This is a genomic window from Sandarakinorhabdus rubra (assembly GCF_010994245.1).
Taxonomy (GTDB): Bacteria; Pseudomonadota; Alphaproteobacteria; order Sphingomonadales; family Sphingomonadaceae; genus Sandarakinorhabdus; species Sandarakinorhabdus rubra.
Window position 1 is genome coordinate 1 of the sequence record NZ_WMHO01000016.1, and the last position, 23,655, is coordinate 23,655.

General features: G+C 65.6%; 15 protein-coding genes, 1 tRNA gene and 2 pseudogenes. 10 read left to right on the forward strand and 8 right to left on the reverse strand.

Annotated elements, in window-relative coordinates; genetic code table 11:
• Positions 1-243: 243 nt before the first annotated feature.
• The gene (locus GJV64_RS02090; protein WP_164155639.1) at positions 244-2,292 is read left to right on the forward strand and encodes a penicillin acylase family protein; all 2,049 of its coding nucleotides are present in this window, start codon (positions 244-246) and stop codon (positions 2,290-2,292) included.
• Between the two features lie 54 nt (positions 2,293-2,346).
• Positions 2,347-3,240, forward strand: coding sequence for a MurR/RpiR family transcriptional regulator (locus tag GJV64_RS02095; RefSeq protein WP_164155640.1), 894 nt, complete (start codon positions 2,347-2,349; stop codon positions 3,238-3,240).
• Here the strand turns inward: GJV64_RS02095 and GJV64_RS02100 are convergent.
• Positions 3,152-3,805, reverse strand: coding sequence for an RluA family pseudouridine synthase (locus GJV64_RS02100; RefSeq protein WP_235927561.1), 654 nt, complete (start codon positions 3,803-3,805; stop codon positions 3,152-3,154). The two genes, GJV64_RS02095 and GJV64_RS02100, sit on opposite strands and share 89 nt — an antisense overlap.
• Positions 3,806-3,906: 101 nt before the next feature.
• Between GJV64_RS02100 and GJV64_RS15560 the strand changes: the two genes are divergently transcribed.
• A complete protein-coding gene (locus GJV64_RS15560) occupies positions 3,907-6,075 on the forward strand; it encodes a flagellin N-terminal helical domain-containing protein (protein ID WP_164155642.1) in 2,169 nt (722 codons plus the stop codon).
• Positions 6,076-6,191: 116 nt separating this feature from the next.
• Here the strand turns inward: GJV64_RS15560 and GJV64_RS02110 are convergent, their stop codons facing one another.
• Positions 6,192-7,751 (reverse strand): AMP-binding protein, encoded by a 1,560-nt coding sequence (locus tag GJV64_RS02110; protein ID WP_164155643.1) that lies wholly within the window; start codon positions 7,749-7,751, stop codon positions 6,192-6,194.
• 166 nt (positions 7,752-7,917) lie between these two features.
• Between GJV64_RS02110 and GJV64_RS02115 the strand changes: the two genes are divergently transcribed.
• Both GJV64_RS02115 and GJV64_RS02120 read left to right on the forward strand, forming a co-directional pair.
• Positions 7,918-8,008, forward strand: a tRNA-Ser gene (locus GJV64_RS02115).
• A 165-nt stretch (positions 8,009-8,173) separates the two neighbouring features.
• Positions 8,174-9,148: an alpha/beta fold hydrolase gene (locus GJV64_RS02120; RefSeq protein WP_205599493.1), complete on the forward strand. Its 975-nt coding sequence runs from the start codon at positions 8,174-8,176 to the stop codon at positions 9,146-9,148.
• A 44-nt stretch (positions 9,149-9,192) separates the two neighbouring features.
• Here the strand turns inward: GJV64_RS02120 and GJV64_RS02125 are convergent, their stop codons facing one another.
• Both GJV64_RS02125 and GJV64_RS02130 read right to left on the reverse strand, forming a co-directional pair.
• Positions 9,193-9,981 (reverse strand): SDR family oxidoreductase, encoded by a 789-nt coding sequence (locus GJV64_RS02125; RefSeq protein WP_164155644.1) that lies wholly within the window; start codon positions 9,979-9,981, stop codon positions 9,193-9,195.
• 41 nt (positions 9,982-10,022) lie between these two features.
• Positions 10,023-11,267: an acyl-CoA dehydrogenase family protein gene (locus tag GJV64_RS02130; protein ID WP_205599494.1), complete on the reverse strand. Its 1,245-nt coding sequence runs from the start codon at positions 11,265-11,267 to the stop codon at positions 10,023-10,025.
• Positions 11,268-11,946: 679 nt separating this feature from the next.
• Here GJV64_RS02130 and GJV64_RS02135 point away from each other — a divergent pair.
• A complete protein-coding gene (locus tag GJV64_RS02135; RefSeq protein WP_164155645.1) occupies positions 11,947-13,692 on the forward strand; it encodes an amidohydrolase in 1,746 nt (581 codons plus the stop codon).
• Between the two features lie 68 nt (positions 13,693-13,760).
• On the opposite strand, the gene GJV64_RS02140 is transcribed toward GJV64_RS02135, so the two are convergent.
• Positions 13,761-13,919, reverse strand: coding sequence for a hypothetical protein (locus GJV64_RS02140; RefSeq protein ID WP_164155646.1), 159 nt, complete (start codon positions 13,917-13,919; stop codon positions 13,761-13,763).
• Between the two features lie 209 nt (positions 13,920-14,128).
• Between GJV64_RS02140 and GJV64_RS15745 the strand changes: the two are divergent.
• Together GJV64_RS15745 and GJV64_RS02145 are read left to right on the forward strand one after the other, a co-directional pair.
• Positions 14,129-14,440, forward strand: a pseudogene (locus tag GJV64_RS15745) (toll/interleukin-1 receptor domain-containing protein); the annotation flags it as partial.
• Between the two features lie 225 nt (positions 14,441-14,665).
• On the forward strand, positions 14,666-16,114 hold the full coding sequence (locus GJV64_RS02145; RefSeq protein ID WP_235927562.1) for a hypothetical protein: 1,449 nt from the start codon (positions 14,666-14,668) through the stop codon (positions 16,112-16,114).
• A gap of 405 nt (positions 16,115-16,519) precedes the next feature.
• Here the strand turns inward: GJV64_RS02145 and GJV64_RS02150 are convergent, their stop codons facing one another.
• The 3 genes from GJV64_RS02150 to GJV64_RS02165 all read right to left on the reverse strand — a co-directional run bounded on the left by GJV64_RS02150 (position 16,520) and on the right by GJV64_RS02165 (position 21,782).
• Positions 16,520-17,551, reverse strand: a complete 1,032-nt coding sequence (locus tag GJV64_RS02150) for an alpha/beta fold hydrolase (RefSeq protein ID WP_164155648.1) — start codon at positions 17,549-17,551, stop codon at positions 16,520-16,522.
• 30 nt (positions 17,552-17,581) lie between these two features.
• Positions 17,582-18,976, reverse strand: a complete 1,395-nt coding sequence (locus tag GJV64_RS02155; RefSeq protein ID WP_164155649.1) for an NAD(P)-binding protein — start codon at positions 18,974-18,976, stop codon at positions 17,582-17,584.
• 169 nt (positions 18,977-19,145) lie between these two features.
• On the reverse strand, positions 19,146-21,782 hold the full coding sequence (locus GJV64_RS02165; RefSeq protein ID WP_235927563.1) for a M1 family metallopeptidase: 2,637 nt from the start codon (positions 21,780-21,782) through the stop codon (positions 19,146-19,148).
• A 141-nt stretch (positions 21,783-21,923) separates the two neighbouring features.
• Between GJV64_RS02165 and GJV64_RS02170 the strand changes: the two genes are divergently transcribed.
• Both GJV64_RS02170 and GJV64_RS02175 read left to right on the forward strand, forming a co-directional pair.
• The gene (locus tag GJV64_RS02170) at positions 21,924-23,330 is read left to right on the forward strand and encodes an amidohydrolase family protein (RefSeq protein WP_164155651.1); all 1,407 of its coding nucleotides are present in this window, start codon (positions 21,924-21,926) and stop codon (positions 23,328-23,330) included.
• A 44-nt stretch (positions 23,331-23,374) separates the two neighbouring features.
• Positions 23,375-23,655 (forward strand): annotated as a pseudogene (locus GJV64_RS02175) (hypothetical protein); the annotation flags it as partial.

The window sequence follows — 23,655 nt, forward strand, 5'->3', positions numbered from 1 at the left end:
GCGCTCGCCGCTCGCCGCGCCGACTGCGTGGCCTATGGCCGGCGCTTTGCCTGGGACCGGGCGGTGGACCAGTTCCTCGCCGCGCTGGTGAGCGGTGACGGCCAGCCGGTGCCGCACCTGCCGGCGCCCACCAGCCTGCCGGCGGTGGCCTGATCTCTTGCCCGGCCGATCGTGTCGCCCTATCGCAGACACGCAACCATGATCACGCTCGTCATCCTTGTTCCGGCCGGGGAGCCGCGCTGAGTGCCCCGCTGGTTCGGCGCGCTGTTCTGGAGCTGCATCACCATCGCGGCTATGGTGGTGGGCCTCGCCAGCTGGGACGCCATCATCGCATCTCCGCCGGCTGCCGATCCGGTTCGCCCACGCAATGTCAGGATCGAGCGGGATCGTTGGGGCGTGCCACACATCCACGGGCGCACCGATGCCGATGTCGCCTATGGCATCGCCGTTGCCCATGCCGAGGATGATTTTCGCAACCTTGAAGAGGTGCTCGCCGCGGTGCGCGGCCGGGCCGGCGCCATCCTGGGCGAGGAGGGGGCGCAGCTCGATTTTGCCGGCCACCTGCTCGATGCCCGAGCCGTCGCAGATGCGGGCTATGCCAGCCTGTCACCGGCGACCCGCGCCCTCGTCGAGGCCTATGCCCAGGGGCTGAACGACTATGCCGACAGCCACCGCCACGAACAGCGGCTGCAGGGGCTGTTCCCGGTCACCGGGCGCGACATCGTTGCCGGCTTCGTGCTGCGCTCGCCCTTCTTCTTCGGCTATGAACGTGCGCTCGGGGCTCTGGTGGACGGCAAGCTGCCGCCGCGCGACAGCGGCCCGGTTGACGAGCGCGGCAGCAACGCCTTCGCGGTGAGTGCTGCGCGTTCGGACGATGCCACCACGCGGCTCATCATCAACAGCCACCAGCCGTGGGAAGGCGGCGTCACGTGGTGGGAACTGGTGGTGCATTCGCAGCAAGGCTGGGATTTTGCCGGCGCCACCTTCCCGGGCGCGCCCTTCCCGCTGCTCGGCCACAACCGCACGCTCGGCTGGGCCAACACCGTGAACCGGCCAGATCTGGTCGATGTCTATCGTCTGACCCTGAACGAAGACCGCAGCCAGTATCGCCTTGATGGCAGGTGGCTGCCGCTGGAGTCCCAGCGCGTGTGGCTGCGTGTGAAGTTTGGACCACTGGTGCTGCCGGTGCCGCGCACCATCCATCGCAGCCGCCACGGCGCCGTGATCCTCAATGATCTGGGCGGTTTTGCCATCCGCCATGCCGGCATCGGCGAGGTGGCGCAGATCGAGCAATATTATCGGCTCAACAAGGCACGCGACTTTGCCGAATGGCAGGCCATCATGGCAATGCAGGCGGTGCCGGCGACCAACTTCGTCTATGCCGATCGCGATGGCCATATCGCCATGGTCTACAACGCGAAATTCCCCGACCGCCGGCCCGGTTTCGACTGGAAGGGCGTGCTGCCCGGCGACACCTCGGCGACGCTGTGGACCAGCTACCGACCGTGGAACGAAGGCTTGCGCGTGGTGGACCCGGCCGCCGGCTGGGTGGGCAATGCCAACAACCGGCCGGACGTGGCGACGGCGGCGGGCGAGAATCTGAAGGCCGAGGCGTTTGCGCCGGAGCTGGGCGTCGAAACCCACACCACCAACCGCATGCACCGCTTTGCCGAGCTGTTTGGCGCCATCAACGGCCCCATCGGCCGCGCGGCCCTGCTGCGCATCAAGTTCGACAAGGCCTACAGCCGCGCCTCGCCGGCTGGCCGCTGGATGGCCCGCGTGCTGGCGCTCGACACGCGCGGCAAGCCCGATCTTGCCGAAGCCCAGGCCCTGCTCAAGCGCTGGGACTGGACGGCCGACGGCCGCGGCCCCGCCGACAGCCTGGCCGTGGCGGTGATGGCCAGCGTGGGCCGCCAGGTCTATCGCGGCGATCCGCTGCCGCCTGCCGAACCCAAGCTGCGCGAGGTGGTGGACGATCTGATGGCGACATTCGGCCGGCTCGACGTGCCGCTGGGCGACTATCAGCGGCTGCGCCACGGGCCGAAGGATCTGCCGGTCTACGGTGGGCCCGACACGCTACGCGCCATCTATGCCCACAAGGGCGATGACGGCCGCCGCGTGGCCGACAATGGCGATGGCTTCATCATGCTGGTGGAATGGCCAAGGGATGCACCGGTGCGCTCGCAATCCATTCACCAGTTCGGCGCTGCCACCATCCGCCGCCAGTCCCCGCACTACGCCGACCAGGCGCCGCTGTTCGTGCGCGAGGAATGGAAGAAGGTGGATTTCTGAGGCCGCCCCGCTGTGGGTGCTTGCACCTCGGTTCGGCCATGTTATCCAACACTCATGACCTCACGTGTCGCCCAACGGCTTGCCGACCGCTATGACCGGCTGACCGTTTCGGAACGGATGATCGCCGGCTGGCTGGCCGACAATCTCGATCAGCTGCCGTTCGAGACCGCCGCCTCCATCGGCCAGCGGGTCGGCGTCTCGGCAATGACCGTGGCGCGGCTGGTGAAGAGCCTGGGTTATGACAATCTTGCCGCCCTGAAGGATGATCTGCGCGGGCAGGCGCGTGATGCGCCCTGGCTGCTCACCCGCCCGGCGCCGTCGGCCGATGCCCGGCTGAAGGCAGAAACGGCCGCCATCGCCGGCGTCTATGCGCAGGCGCAGACGCCGGAATGGGCCGCCGTGGTGGCGCTGCTGGCCGGTGCGCCGTGCATCCATGTCGCCGGCTTCCAGACCGAGGCCGGGCTGGCCGCCGGCTTTGCGCGCCACCTGTCCTATGTGCGCCCGCACGTGACGAGCATGGATGTGTCGGCCGGCATCATGGACGACCTGTTCGACGCCGGGCCAGACGATCTGTTCGTCGCCATCGACGTGCGCCGCTATTCCCGCCAGTTCCGCCTGCTCGCCCAGAAGGTCGCTGCCGCCGGCCGGCCGCTGGTGGTGATCACCGATCCCTATTGCCCCTGGGCGCGGGACCTGACGCCCCATATCCTCACCGCCGAAGTGGCGCTGGGCCATTTCTGGGACATGAACTCGGCACTGGCCTCGCTCCTCAACCTGCTGGTCGATGGCGTGGTGGAGGTGATCGGCCCCGCCATTGTGCACGAACGGCTGGCGGCGTTGGCCGAGAATTACAGCGATTTCATCGGTTTCCAGGGGCGTGGTCGAACGCCTGCCAGTCAGCCGGCAGCGGCGCCTCTGCCTGAATCCGGCGACCGTCAGGCAGGCTGATCGCCAGCCGGCGCGCGTGCAGCCGCAGCTGGCCAGCACCGTCTCCATAGACAGGATCGCCGCTGATCGGGCAGCCGATATGGGCGGCGTGCACGCGGATCTGGTGGGTGCGGCCGGTTTCGGGCCGGAACTCCACCAGCCGCGCGCCCGCATCCAGCACCCGCCAGGCGGTGCGCGCCCTCTGGCCATCGGCGGCCACCACCATGCGCCAGCCAGCCTGTGCGCTGGAGATTTTCTTCAGCGGCGCATCGATCAGGCCTTCGCTGGCCGCCGGCAGCGCCGACAGGATCGCCCAATAGACTTTCTCCGCGCCGCCGCCGGCAAAGGCCGCGCTGAGCGCCCGCGCCCCGCGCCGCGAACAGGCAATGGCAATGCAGCCCGAGGTGTCACGATCCAGCCGGTGGGCGGCCACCGGCGTGAAATGCCGGGCAGCTTGCGACTTGGCCAGCGCCGGCAGCAGGTCTTCCAGGCTGTGCGGCGTCTTCGGCCCCGGGTGGACGGCAAGGCCAGACGGCTTGTCGAGGATGGCGATATCGGGATCGCGATAGAGGATGGCGGGCAGCACGGCGGGCCCTTGGTGGCACAGGTTTAAGCGATTCTCACCCCGTGCCGTTTCTTGCCCCGAGCCCCGCATGCCAGCGGCGGCTGGAAGCGGGAGATCCTCAAGTGACCGTGATCAACACCAACATCAACGCGCTGACCGCCCAGAACGCGCAGCGCACTGCCAACTCGATGATGGGTCTGGCCATGCAGCGGCTTTCGACCGGCCTGCGCATCAACAGCGCCAAGGACGACGCCGCCGGCCTCGCCATTGCCCAGAAGATGACCGCCGATGTGCGCGGGCTTGCCGTTGCAATGCGCAACGCCGGTGACGGCATCAGCATGGCCCAGACGGCGGAAAGCGCCATGGGCGAAGTCACCAACATGCTGCAGCGCATGCGCGAACTGGCCGTGCAGTCGGCCAACGGCACGCTGACCGGAACCGATCGCCAGGCCCTGCAGGCGGAAGTCCGCCAGCTGGTCGGCGAGATCGACAACATCGGTCTGCGCACCAACTTCAACGGCCTGTCGCTGCTCGATGGCTCGGCCCGCGGCGTGCGCCTGCAGACCGGCAGCCGCGCCGGCGAAACCGTCACCTTCAGCCTCGGCTCCACCCGGGCTCGTGACCTGGGCCTGGGCTCCAGCCCGGCGCTCACCGCCACCGGCGCCTTCGAAGCCACGGCGGCCAACCTCGGCACCAACCAGGCGCTGCAGGCCGGTGACCTCGTCATCAATGGTGTCACCATCGGCTCTTCGCTGGCCTCCGACGACAATCTGTCGTCGGCCAACAAGGCGGCTTCGGCCGTGGCCAAGGCCGCTGCCATCAACCGTGCCACCGAACAGACCGGCGTGCGCGCCGTGGTGGGCCAGACGGTGATGACCGGCTCGGCGATGACGGCAGCGGCGCTGACCGGCACCGTCACCATCAATGGCGTCACCACGGCTTCGGTCAGCACCACCACCGATGCCGCCGAAAGCCGCCGCCTGGTGCGCGATGCCATCAACGCCATCTCCGGCCAGACCGGGGTGCGCGCGGTGGACACCGGTGACACCAATGGCGGTATCCGGCTGGAAGCGGATGACGGTCGCAACATCGAAGTGGCGCTGGACACGCTCACCGCCGCGTCCACCGGCCTCAAGGTCGGCGCCCAGTCGGGCAGCTTCAGCCTCGAAAGCGTCAACGGCCAGCCGATCGAGATCGGGTCCGCCAACAGCAGCACGGCGCGCATCAGCCGCGCTGGCCTGGCCGCCGGCACCTTCGAGCGCGGCGTCTCCACGGTGAGCACCGATGCCCGCGCCGTGGCCGCCAACGCCGCTGCCGTCCGCAGCCTCAACAACGGCGACCTGTCGATCAACGGCATCGCCATCCGGGCTGCGGCCTCGGCCGACGACCTGTTCTCGTCGACCGTTGCGGCCTCGTCATCGAAGTCGGCCAGCGCGCTGGCCGTCGCCGCCGCCATCAACGCCGCTTCGGAACAGACCGGCGTGACCGCAGTGGCCAACGGCGTGTCGCTCACGTCCACGACTACGGCCACCACGCTGGGCGGTGCCGCCACGCTCAACATCAACGGCGTGGACATCACCATCGACGGCCTGGCCACCACCGACACGGCGCAGGCGCGTCGCGAGAAGGTGGCCGCTGCCATCAACAACTTCACCGGCATGACCGGCGTGGTGGCCAGCGACAACGGCCTGGGCGGTCTTGACCTCGTTGCCGCCGACGGCCGCAACCTGTTCGTGGCCAACACCGGCACCGCCACCACGGCCGAACTGGGCCTGGGCGGCACCACCGTGAAGGGCGCCGGCACGGCCTACACGGTGGCCACCACGGCCGCGGCAGCGCAGACGGCCTATGGCACGGTGCGGCTGGAATCGGCGACGGCGATCGACGTGCGCGCCGGCAGCCAGGCCTTTGCCGCAGCGTCGAACTTCACCGCGCTGGGCTTTGAAGAGAACAGCTATGGTGCCTCGGCCGGCGGCCTGCGCATCTCCGATGTCGACATCTCCTCGGTGGACGGGGCGACGGCGGCTCTGGGCGCCATCGACGAAGCGCTGACCAGCGTGAACCTGGATCGCGCCGGCATCGGTGCCGTGCAGAACCGGCTGGAGGCGGCGGTGAACAACCTGTCGTCGAACAGCACCAACCTGCAGGCATCGCGCAGCCGCATCCAGGACACCGACTTCGCGGTGGAATCGACCAACCTCGCGAAGAACCAGGTGCTGAGCCAGGCGGCGCAGGCGATGCTGGCCCGCGCCAACCAGACGGCCGCGCAGGTCACCCAGCTGCTGCAGTAAGGGTGGGGTCGCGCAGGGCCCGCCAATGGGCGGGGTGCGTGGACGGTGGGGCGGCGCTGCAAGGCGCCGCCCCTTTTCCCTTGGTCAGGCTTGGCTGCGCCCGGCAGTGTCCGGGTTCAGCCAATCTTGCTCTTGCGGCCCACCCAATAAGGATCGCGCAGCTCGCGCTTGTAGAGTTTGCCGGTCGGCAGGCGCGGCAATTGATCGGTGAAATCGATCGACCGTGGGCATTTGATATGGGCCATGTTGGACCGGCAGAACGCAATCAGCTCCGCGGCCAGTTCAGCGTCCGCCGTCACCCCCGGCGCCGCCTGCACCACCGCCTTCACTTCTTCGCCCAGATCGTCGTTCGGCACCCCGAACACGGCGGCATCCGTCACCTTGGGATGGGTGATCAGCAGGTTTTCGCACTCCTGGGGATAGATGTTCATGCCACCCGAAATGATCATGAACGTCTTGCGATCGGTCAGGTGCAGAAAGCTATCATCGTCGAGATAGCCGACGTCGCCCACCGTGGTTTTCGTCCCGTCGGCCGACCGGCTTTCGTTGGTCTTGTCGGCATTCTCGAAATATTCGAAGGGCGTCGCGGTCGTGAACCAGATCGTGCCCGGCTCGCCGGGTGGCATGGGCTGCATGTCGTCGTCCAATATGTGGATCTCGCCCAGCACCACGCGCCCCACGGTGCCCTTGTGGGCCAGCCATTCGGCCGTATCGCAGGCCGTGAAGCCCAGCCCTTCGGTGGCGCCATAATATTCGTGGATGATCGGCCCCCACCAGTCGATCATCGCCTCCTTCACGGGGATCGGGCAGGGAGCTGCCGCATGGATCGCGACTTCCAGCGAACTGAGGTCATGGCGGCGGCGCACATCCTCTGGCAGCTTCAGCATGCGGGAGAACATGGTCGGCACCAGCTGGCTGTGGGTGACGCGGTACCGCTCCACCAGCTGCAGATAGGCTTCCGGGTTGAAGCTCTCCATGATGACCGCAGTGCCGCCCGCCATGATCGCCAGCCCCACCGCGGCCTGCGGGGCCGAGTGATAGAGTGGCGCTGGCGAGAGATAGACCATCCTGTCCCGGTATCGCCAAAGCTGGTTCAGAAAGTCATAGAGCGGCAGCGCCTCATCGGGCTTCACCTCGGGCAACGGGCGCACGATGCCCTTCGGCCGGCCGGTGGTGCCCGAGGAATAGAGCATGGCAATACCCAGCCATTCATCTTCAATCGGCGTGTCGGGCAGGTTCGCGACAGCGGCGGCGAGCGAGATCACGCGGCCGCCGTCGCTGGCATCGCCGTCACCATCCACAACCAGACACAGCGCCACGCCGGGTGCCTGGGCCATGGCGGCGCGTGCCACGTCCAGCTTTGACCGTGAGGTGATCAGGATCCGGGAGCGGCTGTTGTTCAGGATATAGGCCAGTTCGTCGGCGCCCAGATAGGAGTTGGTCGGCGTGAAATAGAGCCCCGCGCGCGCCCCAGCGCCGCAGCATTCCACATAATTGATATTGTTTTCCATGAAGATGGCATAGTGATCGCAGCGGTTCAGGCCCTGCAGCCGAAAGAAATGTGCTAGGCGATTGGTGCGCTTTTCAAGGTCGCCAAAGCTGATGGATTCGCCCGAACCCGCCATGATGACGGCAATCCGGTCCGGATCCGTCTGCGCAAACTTGCCTGGTATCATCCGGTCCCCCCAACCAAGACAGGCGCAGGGTCAGTCGCAATCACCCTGTTGTCAAGGATGGTCGCGGCCTGGCCGCGGCCACGCTTTGCGCACTCCTTTGCGGAGATGCGCCCACGAGCGGTTTACGCGCCGCCCGGCGCTTGCTATCGGGCGCCTTCCAGAGCGCGGAGCGGTGGCCGAGTGGTCGAAGGCGCACGCCTGGAAAGTGTGTATGGGTCAAAAGCTCATCGAGGGTTCGAATCCCTCCCGCTCCGCCAAGTTCTTCTTATCGCTATGGATGTTAAGGATGGTGGGGGTTTCCCCCATTTTCCGGGGCATTGCATGGTCAAGTGCACCGTCACCACAAAACCTACAGCATCTCAGGGCTTTGTCCTGACGGGAAAGGACCGCTACATGCGAGCGGTTTGCAAGGAGGTCCATGCGTGGACGCAACGGATGACATCGACCCGCACTGGGCACCGCGGCCCGATGCACTGCCCGAATGGTTTCATGAAGCACTCGCCGTGCCGCGCGAGGAAGGCTTCATCGACGTGGCGGGAACCCGCATCCATTATTTTCGGTGGGGCGACCGCTCGCATCCCCCGATCCTGATGACGCATGGCTTTCTGGCGCATGCGCGGTGCTTTGCGTTCATCGCACCGTTTCTGGCGGGGGACCATCACGTCATCGCCTATGACCTGTCGGGAATGGGCGATAGCGCCAGCCGGCCCGGGTGCGATGCGCAGGCGCGCGGCGCAGAGATGGTCGGGGTTGCCGAGGCGCTTGGGCTGTTCGATGGACCGGCCAAGCCTGTCATCATTGCGCACAGCTTTGGCGCTTCGGTCGGCCTGACCGCGATGGCGTTGGCCGCGGAGCGATTTTCCGGCCTGATCCTGTGCGACATGATGGTTCTGCGACCCGAGGTGCTGGAGGAACGGAACCGGCAAGGAAATGGGCGTCCGGGCTCGGGCGACCCCGACAAGCCCCAACGCCGCTATCCGGACTATCCCACCGCACGCAGCCGATATGTGCTGTCCCCGCCGCAGCCTGTCGGTGAACCGTTCCTGATGGATTACATGGCCTTTCACTCACTGCGCCGGAGCGGCGAGGAATGGACCTGGAAATTTGATCCCGAAGTCTTCCGTCAGAACGACGCAGAGCCAGGATGGCACGGGATGGGCAAGCGCGTTGTGGCGACGCCAGGCCGCAAGGCCATCGTGTATGGCGCGGAAAGCCTCTTGTTCACACCGGACTCGGCTGAATATGTGCGGGAATTGGGCGGCACCGATATTCCGATCATCGCTGTTCCGCAGGCGCGCCACCACCTCATGCTCGATCAGCCGCTGGCGTTTGTCACGGCGCTGCGCACAATCGTCGAGATGTGGCAGACCAACGGGAATGTATGCCCAACTGCGTAGGGACGTTCCTCAGTTCGATGGGCGACCCGTTCGAGCCGCCGTCATCATTCGGAGAAGCCGGCACCGGTGTTGGCATGGGCGACACCGCCATCCACGGTGATCGTGTCGCCGACAACATAATCCCCGGCGCGGCTCGCGAGGTAAATGGCGGCGCCGGCCATGTCCTCGTCAACACCAATGCGACGGGAGGGGATGAATTTGGCAATCGCGTCGCCGTGATCGCGCGCGACCCGGTTCATCTCGCTGGCAAAGGCGCCCGGGGCGATCGAGGTGACGTTGATGCCATCCTTCACCAGCCGCGCCGCCATGCGCCTGGTGAGATAGATCAGCGCCGATTTGGAGGCGTGGTAGCTGTAGGTTTCCTGCGGGTTGAGCCTTATGCCGTCGATCGACGTGATATTGATCACCTTGGCCGGCCGCGCGTGCGTGCCTGATGCCTTCAGCAAACCGTGCAGCGCCTGAGTGAGGAAGAACGGCGATTTGACGTTCAGGTTCATGACCTTGTCCCAACCGCTTTCCGGAAATTCCTCGAATGGGGCGCCCCAGGCGGCACCGGCATTGTTGACGAGAATGTCGAGCCTGGATTCATGCGCGGCAAGCTGTGCGGCCAACGCCTGGCAGCCCGCGACGGTCGAGACATCCTGTGGCAGCGGGATGCAGTTCGGGCCCAGTTCCGCCGCCGTTTCGAAGCAGGCAGGCGCCTTGCGTGACGAGATGTAGACCTTGGCGCCCTGGGCAATGAAGCCGGCGGCGATCATCTTGCCGATGCCGCGGCTGCCCCCTGTAACAAGCGCCACGCGGCCATCGAGGCGGAACAGGCTGCTGGTGTCCATGACCGTTTGTCCTTGAATTTAGGCCGCATGAAGACGGGCGATCAGTGCAGCCCGGTCTCGTGCCGTCCGACAACCATGTGGTGCACCTCGTCCGGACCATCGGCAAAGCGCAGGTGGCGAACGTCGGCATAAAGCTCGGCCAGCGGGGTCCATTGCGAAATGCCGGCGGCACCGTGGATCTGGATGGCCTGGTCGATGATCTGGCAGGTCTTTTCCGGCACCATCGCCTTCACCATGCTCACCCACACCCGCGCCTCGCGGTTGCCGAGCACGTCCATCGCCTTGGCGGCCTTCAGCACCATCAACCGCATCGCCTCGATCTCGATGCGGGCGCGGGCGATGAGTTCCAGATTCTTGCCCAGCATGATCAGCGGGCGGCCAAACGCCTCCCGGCTATTGCCGCGCTTCACCATGTAATCCAGCGCGATCTCGGCCTTGCCGATGGTGCGCATGCAGTGGTGGATACGACCCGGCCCCAGCCGCACCTGGGAAATCTCGAACCCGCGGCCTTCGCCGAGCAGGATGTTTTCATACGGCACCCGGACATTTTCAAAGCGCAGATGCATGTGGCCGCGCGGCGCGTGATCTTCGCTGAACACATGCATCGGCCCCAGGATCTTCACGCCTGGCGTGTCCATCGGCACCAGGATCTGGGATTGCTGGCTGCTCGCCGGGCCATCGTCGCTGGTGCGCACCATCACGATCATCACCTTGCAGCGCGGATCACCGGCACCCGAGATATAGAATTTCTCGCCGTTGATCACCCAGTCCTTGCCATCACGCACGGCGCGGGTGCGGATGTTCTTGGCATCGGACGAGGCCACATCAGGCTCGGTCATGGCATAGGCCGAGCGGATTTCACCGGCGAGCAGGGGCTCCAGCCAGCGTTGCTTCTGCTCGTGTGTGCCAACCCGTTCCAGCACTTCCATGTTGCCGGTATCGGGCGCCGAGCAGTTCAACGATTCCGATGCCAGCGGCACCTTGCCCAGTTCGGCGGCAATATAGGCATAGTCCAGATTGCTCAGCCCCTCGCCGGTTTCGGCATTGGGCAGGAAGAAATTCCACAGGCCCGCCGCCTTGGCCTTGTCCTTCGCCGTCTGCAGCAATTCCAGCTGCCCCGGCGCCCAGCTCCAACGATCGGCCCGGCCCTTGCCCAGTTCCTCGAACTCCTCCGCAATCGGCACGACATTGTCGTTGATGTGACGGACAACGGCATCGAACAGCGGCCGCGCCTTTTCCGACATGCGCAGATCGTTCATCTCGGGATTGGTGAAGATATTGGTCATCGTCTCAGGTCCTCTGGTCCGCCCGCATGCTTGCCGTCACGCCACGGGCGCGCAAGCCCATCATTTGGTGATGGTCCGAGGACGCAGACTCATAAAGCCGCGCGGCTGCTTTCGACCCCCTTGCAGACATTTGCTTCGATCGGCAGATTTGCCAAATGAGGACAACCATGCCCCTTGCTTTCAGCCTGTCGATCTCCGGTATAGAGGGGGAATACACTGTTTGTTTCCAACCTACCGATGAGTGGCATGGGTTGATTGACGTGTCGATTGGCGGACTAGACATGCGTTGGTATGTCAACATGGCGCATCTAGAGGACAGAGGGGGCCTCGTTTTAGGAGGAATGACGAGCGGTAGCGAACCACTTTGGAACGACCAATTCTGGTTTGAGATCCACCTCGACGATACTCCGCCTGTAATTCGTTATTGGGGTGACAGAGTTATCTGGCGCGAGGACCGCGCCGCCTAAAGCCGCCGTTCCGAAATCCACCCCATTGCAGACGTTCCCGCTTATGAGTTCACGACCTAAGGCCGGTTTTCCGTGTGACTGTATCGACCATCGGCGCTTGCAACACCGCAAGATCGCCGCCTAACATCAACGATGAGGCCGACACGTCGCCAATCTGCGCCGCCAATTGTCTCAAATGATCTGACGACGACCATGCCGGGGAGCAAATGGATATGAAGGCGGGTCTGTTTGCAAGCGTGCTCGGCGTCGTCCTGATCTCCGTCAGTTCCCATGCAACGGCCAAGGCCACGCCCGGCGGTGCGGACCTGATCCTGACCGACGCCCATGTCTACACGCTGCGCTGGGGCGAGCCCGCGCGCGATGGCAAGCCGGCGCCCGATGCGCCCATCACAAACGGCAATTGGCACCCCGATGCTTCAGCGGTGGCTATCCGCGGCGGAAAGGTTGTCTATGTCGGCAGCGACAAGGGGGCGCTGGCGCTGCGCGGCAAACGGACCCGGGTGATCGATCTGAACGGCGCCACCGTGATCCCCGGTCTGGTCGATTCCCACACCCATTTCATCGAACTGGGCGCCAAGCTGGAATCGGTCGACCTGACCGATGTGGCCACCGAAGTAGAGGCGGTCGCCAAGGTGGCCGAACGGGCGAAGTCCGTCCCCAAGGGCGAATGGATCTTCGGTGCCGGGTGGGACGAAGGGGCCTGGGCCAACCGCTATCCGGACAAGCAGCAGTTGAGCGCCGCGGTGCCCGATCATCCGGTGGTGCTGCGCAGTCTGCATGGTTTTGCCATCTGGACCAACCAGGCCGCGCTCGATGCCGGCAAGATCACCAAGGCCAGCCCGGTGCCTGTCGGGGGCGAGATGCGGCTGGGCCCGGATGGCCAGCCGAATGGCCTGTTCCTGAACCGCGCGGCGACGATGATCGACGCGGCCGTGCCGCCCGAGCCGCCGGCGGTTGTCGCGCGCCATGCGCTGAAGGGCCTGACCCAGATGGCGACCGACGGCTATGTCGCGGTGCACGAGGCCGGTGTGGGCAGCCAATCGATGGCTGCACTCCAGAGCCTCGAGGACGAGAACCGCCTGCCGATCCGGGTCTATGCCATGCTCTCGCTGCGAGACCCGCCGTTGATGCGGCAGTGGATCGCCAAGGGGCCTGACCGGGATACGGACAGCATGTTCGTCATCCGCGCCGTCAAGGCCTATTACGACGGCGCGCTCGGCTCGCGCGGAGCGCGGCTGCTGGCCGATTATGAAGACAGGCCGGGCCACCGCGGGATCAGCGGCAGCGGCTATGGCTTTGACCGTGACCTGGCCAAGGCGGCGATGAAGGCCGGATTCCAGCTGGGGTTCCACGCCATCGGCGATGCCGGCAACCGTGAAGTGCTCGATTTCCTGGAAGGGGAGTTCAAGGCCGATCCGAACATCGCCCGCAACCGTCACCGGATCGAACATGCCCAGGTCGTCGCGCCGGAAGACCAGCCGCGCTTTGCCCGGCTGGGGGTGATCGCCTCGATGGAGCCGCCGCACGCGGTGGAGGACAAGACCTGGGCCGAAGCGCGCCTGGGCCCGCAGCGCATCCTTGGCGCCTATGCCTGGCGCTCGCTGCGCCGCCAGGGCGCGCGGCTGACCTTCAATGCCGACAATCCGGGCTCTGACCACAGCATCTTCTATGGCCTGCATTCGGCGATCACTCGCCAGGACAAGCAGGGGCAGCCCCCCGGCGGCTGGTATCCGGCAGAGCGGCTGACCATCGAGGAAGCCATCCGCGCCTATACCAGCTGGTCGGCCCATGCCGCTTTCCGCGAAGACCAGACGGGGATCATTGCCAAGGGCCGATGGGCTGATCTGACCGTCATGGACATCGATCCCCTGGCCCTTGCCGCGACCGCGCCGGAAAAGATCCTGGCCGGCAGGATTCTGGCGACCATCGTGGGCGGCAAGGTGGTTTATCAGCGATAGGCCGCTGGCCGGCGTTGTCAGCTAATCGCCTGAGATCAGAGCGCGATTTCAAACTTGATGATTCTGTATCAGTAACCCACGCCGTATTTCATTCCACCATGGCGGAGTTTCGAAAGTGCCGCATTGTCTTTCGGGACATCAGGCGTGCGCGTCATTTTTCCTGTTTCGTTGATGCGCACCCCCTGAAGTGACGTGCCCGCCTGATTTCTACCGCAGAGGTAGAGCATGGCTCCTTCGGGATGGTTGCTTGCAGGGATGGCAACGTGCCTGGGGGCAGGCGGCCATCGGGCCAAGTGGGTAGCGTGGCTTTCGGTCTGAGCTCTGGCGACCAGCCATTTTTCTTGCCGGCCTATCCACTGGCGACAAGCTGAACAATGCGCTCGACCGTGTTGAGCCCCCCGTGTAACCAATTGGTTGCCAGATCAGTGGGGGGCCTTTGACCGACATCTTCCTCTCGTACAATCGTGAGGACCAGGCGCGGGCGAAGCTGTTTGCCGATGCGTTCACGGCGGCGGGCCTGAGCGTGTGGTGGGATACGGCTCTGCGCTCCGGCGAAGCCTATGACGAGGTGACGGAGGCCGCTCTGCGCGCCGCCAAGGCGGTAGTGGTGCTGTGGTCGCCGCGCTCGGTGGTCAGCCGCTGGGTGCGGGCCGAAGCGACCATTGCGGATCGCTGCAAGACGCTCGTGCCGGCGATGATCGAGCCTTGCGAACGCCCGATCATGTTCGAACTGACGCAGACCGCCGACCTGTCGCATTGGGAGGGCGCAAGTGACGACCCGTCCTGGCACAACTTCCTGGCGGATGTGAGGCGCTTCATCGCGTCCCGGCCCGTATCAGCGCCCTTGCCTGGCCCCGGCCTCAGCTTTGCGCAACTGGTCGCCGAACAGCCGGTGCCAGCGGAGCCGCTGCTGGCCGTGCTGCCCTTCGACAACCTGTCTGCCGATCCCGAACTGCAGTTCTTTTCCGATGGCGTGGCCGACGAGATCATGCAGACCCTGATGCGCAGCGCGGGGCTCAAGGTGATCGGTCGCACATCGGCATTTCAATTCCGTGGCGAGCGCAAGGCTGTGGCAGCCGCTGCCCTGAAGGCGACACATGTGCTGGATGGCAATGTTCGCCATTCCGGCAACCGGTTGCGCGTTTCCGCCCAGTTGACCGATGCGGCGACCGGCACTGCCCTATGGGGCGAACGCTATGACCGTGAAGTGTCGGATGCGTTCGCGTTGCAGGATGAGATCGCCGGCCATGTGGCGGCCGCGCTGAACCGCAAGCTGGCGCCAGCCAAGGCGGAAACGCCGCCAATCGATCCACTTGCCTATGATCTGTACATGCGCGCACGTCCGGCGCTTCTGTCGAACGAACAGTCCGTGACCCGCACTGCCATTCCCCTTCTGGAAACGGCGGTGGCACGGGCGCCGCGCTATGCCGCGGCGTGGAGCGCGCTCGCCTTTGCACGCGCTGCCGCCATGTCGCAGGCCCGCGATGCGGATTGCGACCCGGACCATCTTGTAACGATAGAGGCCAATGATCGTGCGCTTGAACTGGATAGCGCAGCGGTTCTGCCATTGCTGACGAAGGCGCTCCTGCTGCCGGCCTTCAGCCAGCACAGCCAGAAGATCGCCCTTTGCGAGGCAGCACTGGCCGCCGAGCCCAACAATCCGCTGGTTCTGCGGGCGGTGAGTTGGGCTTACTGCAACGTGGGACGGGCCAAGGACATGCTGGACGCAGCGGCCCGGCTTGCAGAACTCGATCCCCTGACTGGCAGCAATGTGCATGATCTTGCCTTGCTGTTGATGCAACTCGGCCGTCGCCAGGAAGCGGTGGCGATGCTTGAACTGGATGACGAGGACTCGGTTCGCGGACGCTGGACGATCCCGCGGGCGCAATGGGAAATACTGCATTTCGACAAGGGCGATTTCGACGGTGCCGATGCCTTTCTGGCGGCCAACCTGGCGCGCTTTGCCGATGGACCCGAAGCGGTGCCGCGCGCCATGCGCCGTTCCTCTGACGTCATGCGCAAACCGCAACCGGAACGCGAAGCAATTATGCGCAGGGCCCTCTCCGCCGATCGGGACCAGCCTTTGGCGCTGGAGTCCTGTGGTTTTGCCGCCATGGCAGGATGTTCCGATATCGCCTACGAAGCGCTGTTCTCTGCACTGGAGACTGGGCGGCCGATCCAGGGCACGATTGCCAACGCCGATGCCGGCAATGTGCGTGCCTTCACCTTCACGATCATGTTCTTCCCGTCCGGCCGAGCGCTCCGCAATGACATCCGATTTGCAAGTCTTTGTGCTGCCCTAGGACTGGTCGACTATTGGACCGAAAGCGGCCATTGGCCGGATTGCGTGGACGAGTTGGCGCCACTTTATGATTTCAAGGCCGCTTGCCTCGACGCTCGGAAAGCCGCCGCCCGCGCATAACAGACCCGCCAAGCATTCCCTCTCCCAAAGGGGCCATCGCGGATGCGCTGAGTAATTTTTCGCGAGGCGTACACACTGCAACGAGGGGCGACCGCACAGGGCGATCGGCAACAGGCCGCTGGTGACGCTGCCTAAGCGGTCGGGCGCAAACAGCCAATACAGCTATCCAGAAATGGGGAGCAGCTTATCCAAAGGCTGGTCCCTAATCGCTCTGGGCGGAAGATCAGGGGATTGCGTCAGTTGGTCAATGGCTGGTCTCTGGAAGCCGCCAGATCCACGAGTGGGCCACGTCATTGCACCAGAATCTGAGGATGATGTGGACACTAACCGGCGACGGAATCGCTTCGTGTGGCCCCTGACATGGCGAGGGGCGACGCCTCGCGTGGAACGGATAAAGGCTGGAGCTCAATCCCTCGACCACAACCCTGACATCTGGATGGCCAGCCACCTGGCCAGTTCGGCATTGACCCGGTCGGGCTTTTCCTGCGCCATCCAGTGGCCCGACCCGACAACCGCCTCGCTCAGGTTGGCACAATGCGCGCGCATCGGTTCGGCCAGGCGGGAATCGATGGTCTCGCAGACATAGTCATGGGCCGCGTGCAGGAAGAGCACCGGCATCTGCAGCTGCCAGTTCTGCTTCGCCCGCATGGCGAAGGCCCGGTTCGCGTCGCCATTCACGTACCAGCTGTCGGCGCCGAAGAAGCCGGTCGCCTGGAGCGCCGCGACATAGCGGCTTTCGTCGATCTCGCTCAGCACGCTTTCATCGCGCGGCATTGCCGGCGCGGGCAGCCCGGGACCGAACCATCCACCTTGCGCGCGGACCTGAGCGGTGATCGCCGGCTGGCCCCGGCCTGCTGGATCGCCAGCCCGGAACAAGGCCCTGATCATGGCAGGGACATCGGCTTCGAACGCGGCCGAGGCGGCGGCGAAATTCTCGCGGTAGAACATCATGTAATCCCACTGCGCGGCGGGAAACCGGTCTTCCGGATAGACCGTGCGATCGGCCAGAGGCAGTGCCGTCTCGACCGTTAAGCCTTCTGGAAGATATGGGACGCATAGAGCCGCGATGCCGTGGCAGCGATCGGGATGGTGCTGAGCGATCGACCAGACCACCGGCGCGCCCCAGTCGTGCCCGACCCAGACTGCCTTCTCGGCGCCGAGCGCGTCGAGAAGTTCGATCATGTCGGCAACGATCTCCTCCACGCGATAGTCCTCGTGCCGCGAATGGACGGTGGAGCGGCCATAGCCGCGCATGTCAGGCGCGACGGCCCGAAAGCCCAGTCCGGCGAACACCTCCAGCTGATGGCGCCATGAGATCGCCAGTTCTGGCCAGCCATGGACGAAGATCACCGGCGTGCCGCTCTGCGCGCCGCACGACAGGTAGAAGCTGGTGTGGCGCGCGGTCTTGAGGGTGTTTTCAAGGACGGGGTGGCGCATGTGACGATCTCCAGTGATTCCGGCTCTGGCTCAGGCTGTCGCCAGCAGGATTTGAAGTTTTTCGATAGCTGGCCCGATGTTCGCCTCGAGGCGGTCGATTTCCGCCAACTCGGCGGTATCGCCTGGCTGCAGTTGGGCCGCGCGCGGCGCCACGGAGTCGAGACGGCAAGCGGCATTGAAGGCCGCAATGTCCGGATGCTGCGCCCACCTGATGCGTGCCGGCAACTCTTGCGACATCATGCGCAGCCAGCCCAGCGGGTCGCTGGGATAGTCCATCGGCTGGCAGAGCGCGTTCTTCTGCCCATCATCGGCATTGGCGGCCTCGACATGGCCGATCAGCGCAGCGCTGAACACAGGCTGGCACAGGCGCAGGCACTGCAGATTGATCCGGCCGGGTTCGAACACGGGACGCTTTTCCGGGTGGACGATCGCGCTTGCCGAACAGTCGATGTGGATGGTCGCGTCATCGGTCGGGACTTCGCCGTGGTCCAGCACGATCCGGTCACGCTCGATCCGCTGGACCCGGCCGAGGCGGACGATTTTGGCGATCTGCCGCAGTGCCGCGAGCTCGCCCCTGGTGACGGTCGCGCAATGGTGCAGCCTCGGCGTGACCGCGGGGTCGAGCCGCAACAGCGCGCCCTTTGCCTCGAGCCGCAGGAACACGTCGTCAACGCTGTCCGCCTCGACGATCGCCTCGACCTCGTCGGCCAAGTACCGCAGGGTCGTGACAAGGGTGCCTGGCCCGGTCTGAAAATTGGCGCGGTCTAACATCCAGGAATCGCGTGGCACGATCCATCGGATCCGGTCCGCTTCGGCGCCATTCTGCAGCAGCCACAAACAGGCATCCATCCCCGTCTTGCCGGCGCCGATCACCGTGTAGGACGCGCCAGGCCGGGCCAACCGGGGCAGATCGTTGATCGGCGCGAAAATCAGGCCATCGGCAACCGCGTATTGTGGCGGGTTGGTGGCAGGAATCTTCGGGCTGTAGCAGGTGGCGTCGACCACCTTGCCAACGGAGACCGGGCGCCGGGCGCCCGAGAGGCGCGATTCGACCATGCCGTCTTCAGTGTATTCGCTCATCGGAAAGAAGCGGACCCGGCCAGAGGGCAGTAGCCGCTGCTGCAGGACATTCTCGAAATAGCTCACCACCTCAGCACCGGAGGCCAATTCATCGAGGCCGGCGTTGAACCCCGCGGTGTCCTTGCCGCCGGACCCGAGCTGCCGCGAATTGACACCATAGTTGGATGATGGCTGGTGCAGCCGCACGAAGGGATAGGCGTCGTTCCAGTGTCCCCCCGGCCGGTGCCGCCGGTCGACGATGGCGATCGTCGCCGCGCTGTCGGTCAGAAGTTGATCGGCGAAGGCCATCCCTGCCGCCCCCGCGCCCACGACGAGATAATCCGCCTGGATCGGTGTTTCGGTCATGCGCGTCCCCCCCGAACCCACCCGCCGGTCACGTTTGCCGGCGGTTCGACTCCTGAGCCGAGGTTAACAGGCGGCTGCCAAACCGCTAACCGAAATCTGACTTGCCGAATTCATGGGGGACCTTCCCCAGGAGGCCGCCGCCTCAAAGATGTCAAGTCCGCGCCGATCCTCACGCACGGATCGCGTCCCTGATCTGCACGGTTCGCTCCAGCTCGTCCCGAACCAGCAGGATCTTGCGGCGCAGGTCGCCGGGCAGGTCCGAGCGCTCGGCCAGGAACCGGTCCACGATCCCCAGTGCTTCGCCGGTCACCTGACCGCCGATGAACGCGTCGATCCAGTCCGGCAGGAAGAAGATCCGGCGGTTGCGCTGGATCCATTCCAGCCGATCCAGCGCGGGGCGCAAGAAGGGCAGGGTCAAGGCCGACTGCTCGGGCGCATTGAACGCCGTCAGGCTTTCGCTCGCCCAGGCCTCGTTCAACCCGGCGTCGTCGAAATAGCGCCGGAAATAGTCGGCCTTCACCGCCGCATCCGGCCACGCCGCCCCAACAACGAAGCCATCCTTCATGGCCTCGGTCGAACGATCCTGCTGCTGCTCGGCGGCTAGCAGCGCCGCGGCATCGGCCGCGCCGATGGTGATGAACCGCCCGACGATTGCCCAGCGCGTCGGCTGGCCGATCGGCTTGGCGGCAAACAGCGCCTGTCCGGCCAGCAACGCGCGCAACCGATCCAGCGCTGCCGGGCCCCTGGCGGTGTCCACCAGCTGGTCGAGGGCCTCCTTGCGAAGGCCATAGCTCAACCGATCATCATCGACCCGCGTGATCAGCGCCGTCTCCCAGGCTGCCTGGATCGTTCCGGCCTGCGGCAGATAGCGGGTCAGCGCGAAGGCCGCCCGTCCCAGCACTACACGCGAGATCTGCTCGTCGGCTTCGGCAGGCAGCTCGCGCAACACCAGCGCCACATAGTCTGCCGGTGGCAGCATCCGCTCGCGGACTGCATCCCACAGCCCATTCCACAGCAACGCGCGCAGCAGCGGGTCCGCCACGCGTCCGACGTTGGCCTGAGACCAGGCGAGGGTGCGCGCTTCGGGCAGGAACAGGCCGTAGCCCTCATCGCCGTCATTGGCCCACACATAGTCCGGCACCGGCAGACCCGCCGCTGCCACAGTGGCGGTGCTGCCTTCAAAGCGTGCATCGAGCACGACATCGTCCCGGTCATGATAGCCCAGCCGCACGCGCAGCTTCATCGGCCACGCGCCGCCCCCATTTCCTGCACCGCTGTCGCCGGCCAGCACCCGTACCGGGCGCTGGGTCAGTGTCAGCGCGCTGATCCGCCCTTCGGCCACGCGCAGCTGTGTTTCCACCAGCGGCATGCCGGCGCGCAGCATATACTGGTTGCCAAAATCAGTGAGATCGGTGCCCGAGGCCTCGGCCACCGCGCCAAGCAGATCAACCCAGGTGGCGTTGCCATAGGCGTGGCGAGTGAGGAACAGCTTCAGCCCGCGCCGGAACCCGTCCTCCCCCACATAGAAGGCCAGCTGTTTGATGACCGCTGGCGCCTTGTTGTAGACGATCGGGCCATAGTTGCTCTTGGCCGCGTCCAGATTGTCGAGGGCCTGCCACAGGGGCTGGGTGCCGCCCGTGGCATCGGCGCGATAGGCGGAGATCTTGGTGGACAGCAGGAAGGTCGCCCACGCGCTGCTGGCCGGATTGAGCGCTGCCTGGATGCGCGCCGCCATGTAGGTGGAAAAGCCCTCCTTCAGCCACAGATCGTCGAACCAGCGCATGGTCACGGCATCGCCGAACCACTGGTGGCTGATCTCGTGATAGATGGTGGAGTCGCGCCGCAGCCGCTGCGGCAGGGTCGGCGGCTCGCGGAACACGAAGCGGTCCTCGTTGTAGAAGACCGCGCCGACATGCTCCATGCCGCCAAAGGGAAAGGCGGGCGCCAGCAAGAGGTCGAGCTTCGCAAAGGGAAACGGCACACCAAACCAGTCGGCAAGCCAGGCAACGGCGGTGCGGTTGGTGGCCATCTGCGCCTCCGCATCCACTTCGCTGCGCCGCGAGGCCCGCGCATACAAGGTGATTGGCTGGCCGCCCCCTGCCGCAGCGGTCCAGCTGGCCCAGGGCCCGGCGGCAAAGGCAGCCAGATAGGTTGAGATCGGCGCGGTCTCGGCAAAGCGCCAGCGCACTGCAGCGCCGGCCGGTTCGCGCCCGTTCTCCTTGCCGTTGGTCAGCACCGTCCAGCCGGCCGGCGCCGTCAACTGCCAGCGGAACCGCGCCTTGAGATCGGGCTGATCGAAGCAGGGAAACAGCAGATTGGCATCAGACGGCACCAGCAGCGTGTAGAGATAGGTCTGCCCGTCGGACGTGTCTTCGAACCGGATGATCGCCGCACCGGCAGCGGCAATGGGGGTCGAGAACCGCGCCGTCAGGCTGTTACTCCCGCCGCGCAGCGCCCGAGCCGGCAACCGCACATGCCCATTGCGCATCACTGCCGGCACCGCCCGGCCATTGACGCGCAGATCCGTGATCGGCCCGCCACGGAAGTCGAGTACGACGTCGCCGCTGCCCGCCCGCCAGGTGAAGCGCGCCGTCACCTGGCCGTCAGCCCGGTCCGTGCCGGTCAGGTCGAGCGCGAGGTCATAATGGACATCGGAAAGCTGGCGCGCGCGGTGCCGCGCCAGCGCCTGCGAAATGCCCGGCGCCATCTGATCGGCCGCAGCCGCCGCGCCGACGGCGCTTCCCCAGCCCAGTGCCGGCAACGTCAGCGCCGCCTGCAACATCTCACGCCGGTTCGCGCCGTCCATCCTGCTCTCCGTGCACGGGGCCGCTGTCGTCTGGGCGCCACATGGCCACATCAAGGGGCATTCGCCAAGAGCAGCGGGGTCTGCACTTTTGGGCTTGCTGAGCGCCCGTAACGCTCACAGGTTGCAGCCAAGGGGTATGTCATGATGAACCGCATCAGTCTCGCAGGCTGCTTGTCCGTGGTGGCGTCGCTGTTCCGCATCTTCGCCTTGACCGCGCTCGCCCTGGTCTCGGCACAGGCGATGGCCCAGGACACACGAACCACCGTGCTGACCGGCGGCATGTTGATCAGTGGCCTCAGTGTGCCACCGGTGCACAATGCCACCATCGTCATCCAGGGTGAACGGATCGTGGCCGCGGGGCCGGCGGCCGAGGTGAAGATCCCGGCCGGCGCGGTGGTGATCGACACCAGCGGCCAGACCATGATGCCGGGCCTGATCGACGCGCACGCCCATCTGTTCATGATCGGCTTCGGAGACGAGGCCGGCTGGTTCAGGTGGCTCCAGGGGCCGGGCCGGAAATATTCCATCGAGAAGGTGATGGAGCTGTCGGCCTGGCAATTGCTGATGTCCGGCGTGACATCGGCGATCGATCTGGGTGGCAATGCCGCCGAGAGCATCAGCGTGCGCAACCGGATCAGCAAGGGCGAGATTCCCGGCCCGCGCCTGCAGGTGGCCGGGCCGCTGGTGACGCGCCGCGCCTTTGCCGGCTTTCCGGCCGAGGCGTCGGCGGTGATTGCCTCGCCGAAGGAGGGGGCCGAGGTCGTCGATCGGCTGTTCAGGCAGGGTGTGGATGTGATCAAGGCGCATGCCGGCCTGACGCGGGACGATTATTTCGCCATCGTGAAGGCCGCGCACGCCAATGGGATCAAGGTGCATGCCCATGTCTATGCCGAAACGGATGTGCGCAACGCCTTCGATGCCGGAGTCGATGTGCTGCAGCACATGGGCTCGGCCGGCTTCCCGACCTACAGCGCCGATCTGGTGCGCACGATTGCGGAAAGCAACCGGCCCATAGTGCTGACCGCGGCGCATCGCAGCTGGATCTTCCCCGACACCGTGAAGTTCCCGGGCCGACTGCAGGATCCGGTGCTGAAAAGCCTGTTCCCGGCCGATATCTGGGCGGCCCTGCAGGACAGCTTCAGGGAATGGCCAGCAGAAAGCTATTTTGCCGGCATCGACCGACAGGTCAGGTTTCGCAGTCCCCAGGTGAAGCAACTGATCGAATCTAACGCGCTGATGGGCGTTGGCACCGACAGCGGCACGCCGATGAACTTCAACACCGATGGTCTGGTCAGGGAAATGAAAGTGCTGGTGGACGAGGGCCTGTCACCGCTGGAGGTGATTGCCGATACCACGCGGGTCAACGCCCGCATCATGGGCAAGCCTGATCTTGGCACCATCGAACCGGGCAAGCTGGCCGATATCATCGTGGTGCCGGGCGATCCGGTCTATCACGATCTGAACAACCTGTTCACGGTGCAGACCGTGGTGAAGAACGGCGTCGTGTACAAGAACCAGGGCAAGCCACTGGTGAAGATGCCGGAATAGGGCGAGGTTCCGGCTTGCCTGATGTGATCCCTGGGAGCGCCGCGATGGCCAATGACCCCCTGACCAGCAGCATCAGCGAGGGCGCCGGCGTTGGCCGCCGCGAGATCCTCCTCGGCGGCCTCGCGGGCGCGCTTCTGTCGGGTGCGGCGGCGCGGTCAGCATCGGCGCAATTGCCGGCGGCGGCGCCGGTTGGTGTTGGGCGCCAGGCGCCGGACGCGCCGGGCACGGGCGCCAGCACGGTCATGCAGCACCGGGTCGAGGTGGCTGGCCCGCACGGAATCGTTGCGGCCGGGCACCCGCTGGCATCGATGGCGGGCCTCAGGAT

Bases quoted from the DNA above. Each gene is read 5' to 3' on its own strand.
- GJV64_RS02150 (WP_164155648.1), bottom strand. From the start codon at position 17,551: ATGCGCCACCCCGTCCTTGAAAACACCCTCAAGACCGCGCGCCACACC.
- GJV64_RS02130 (WP_205599494.1), bottom strand. From the start codon at position 11,267: ATGACCAATATCTTCACCAATCCCGAGATGAACGATCTGCGCATGTCG.
- GJV64_RS02165 (WP_235927563.1), bottom strand. From the start codon at position 21,782: ATGGACGGCGCGAACCGGCGTGAGATGTTGCAGGCGGCGCTGACGTTG.
- GJV64_RS02155 (WP_164155649.1), bottom strand. From the start codon at position 18,976: ATGACCGAAACACCGATCCAGGCGGATTATCTCGTCGTGGGCGCGGGG.
- GJV64_RS02170 (WP_164155651.1), top strand. From the start codon at position 21,924: ATGATGAACCGCATCAGTCTCGCAGGCTGCTTGTCCGTGGTGGCGTCG.
- GJV64_RS02125 (WP_164155644.1), bottom strand. From the start codon at position 9,981: ATGGACACCAGCAGCCTGTTCCGCCTCGATGGCCGCGTGGCGCTTGTT.
- GJV64_RS02135 (WP_164155645.1), top strand. From the start codon at position 11,947: ATGAAGGCGGGTCTGTTTGCAAGCGTGCTCGGCGTCGTCCTGATCTCC.
- GJV64_RS02140 (WP_164155646.1), bottom strand. From the start codon at position 13,919: ATGCTCTACCTCTGCGGTAGAAATCAGGCGGGCACGTCACTTCAGGGG.
- GJV64_RS02095 (WP_164155640.1), top strand. From the start codon at position 2,347: ATGACCTCACGTGTCGCCCAACGGCTTGCCGACCGCTATGACCGGCTG.
- GJV64_RS02110 (WP_164155643.1), bottom strand. From the start codon at position 7,751: ATGATACCAGGCAAGTTTGCGCAGACGGATCCGGACCGGATTGCCGTC.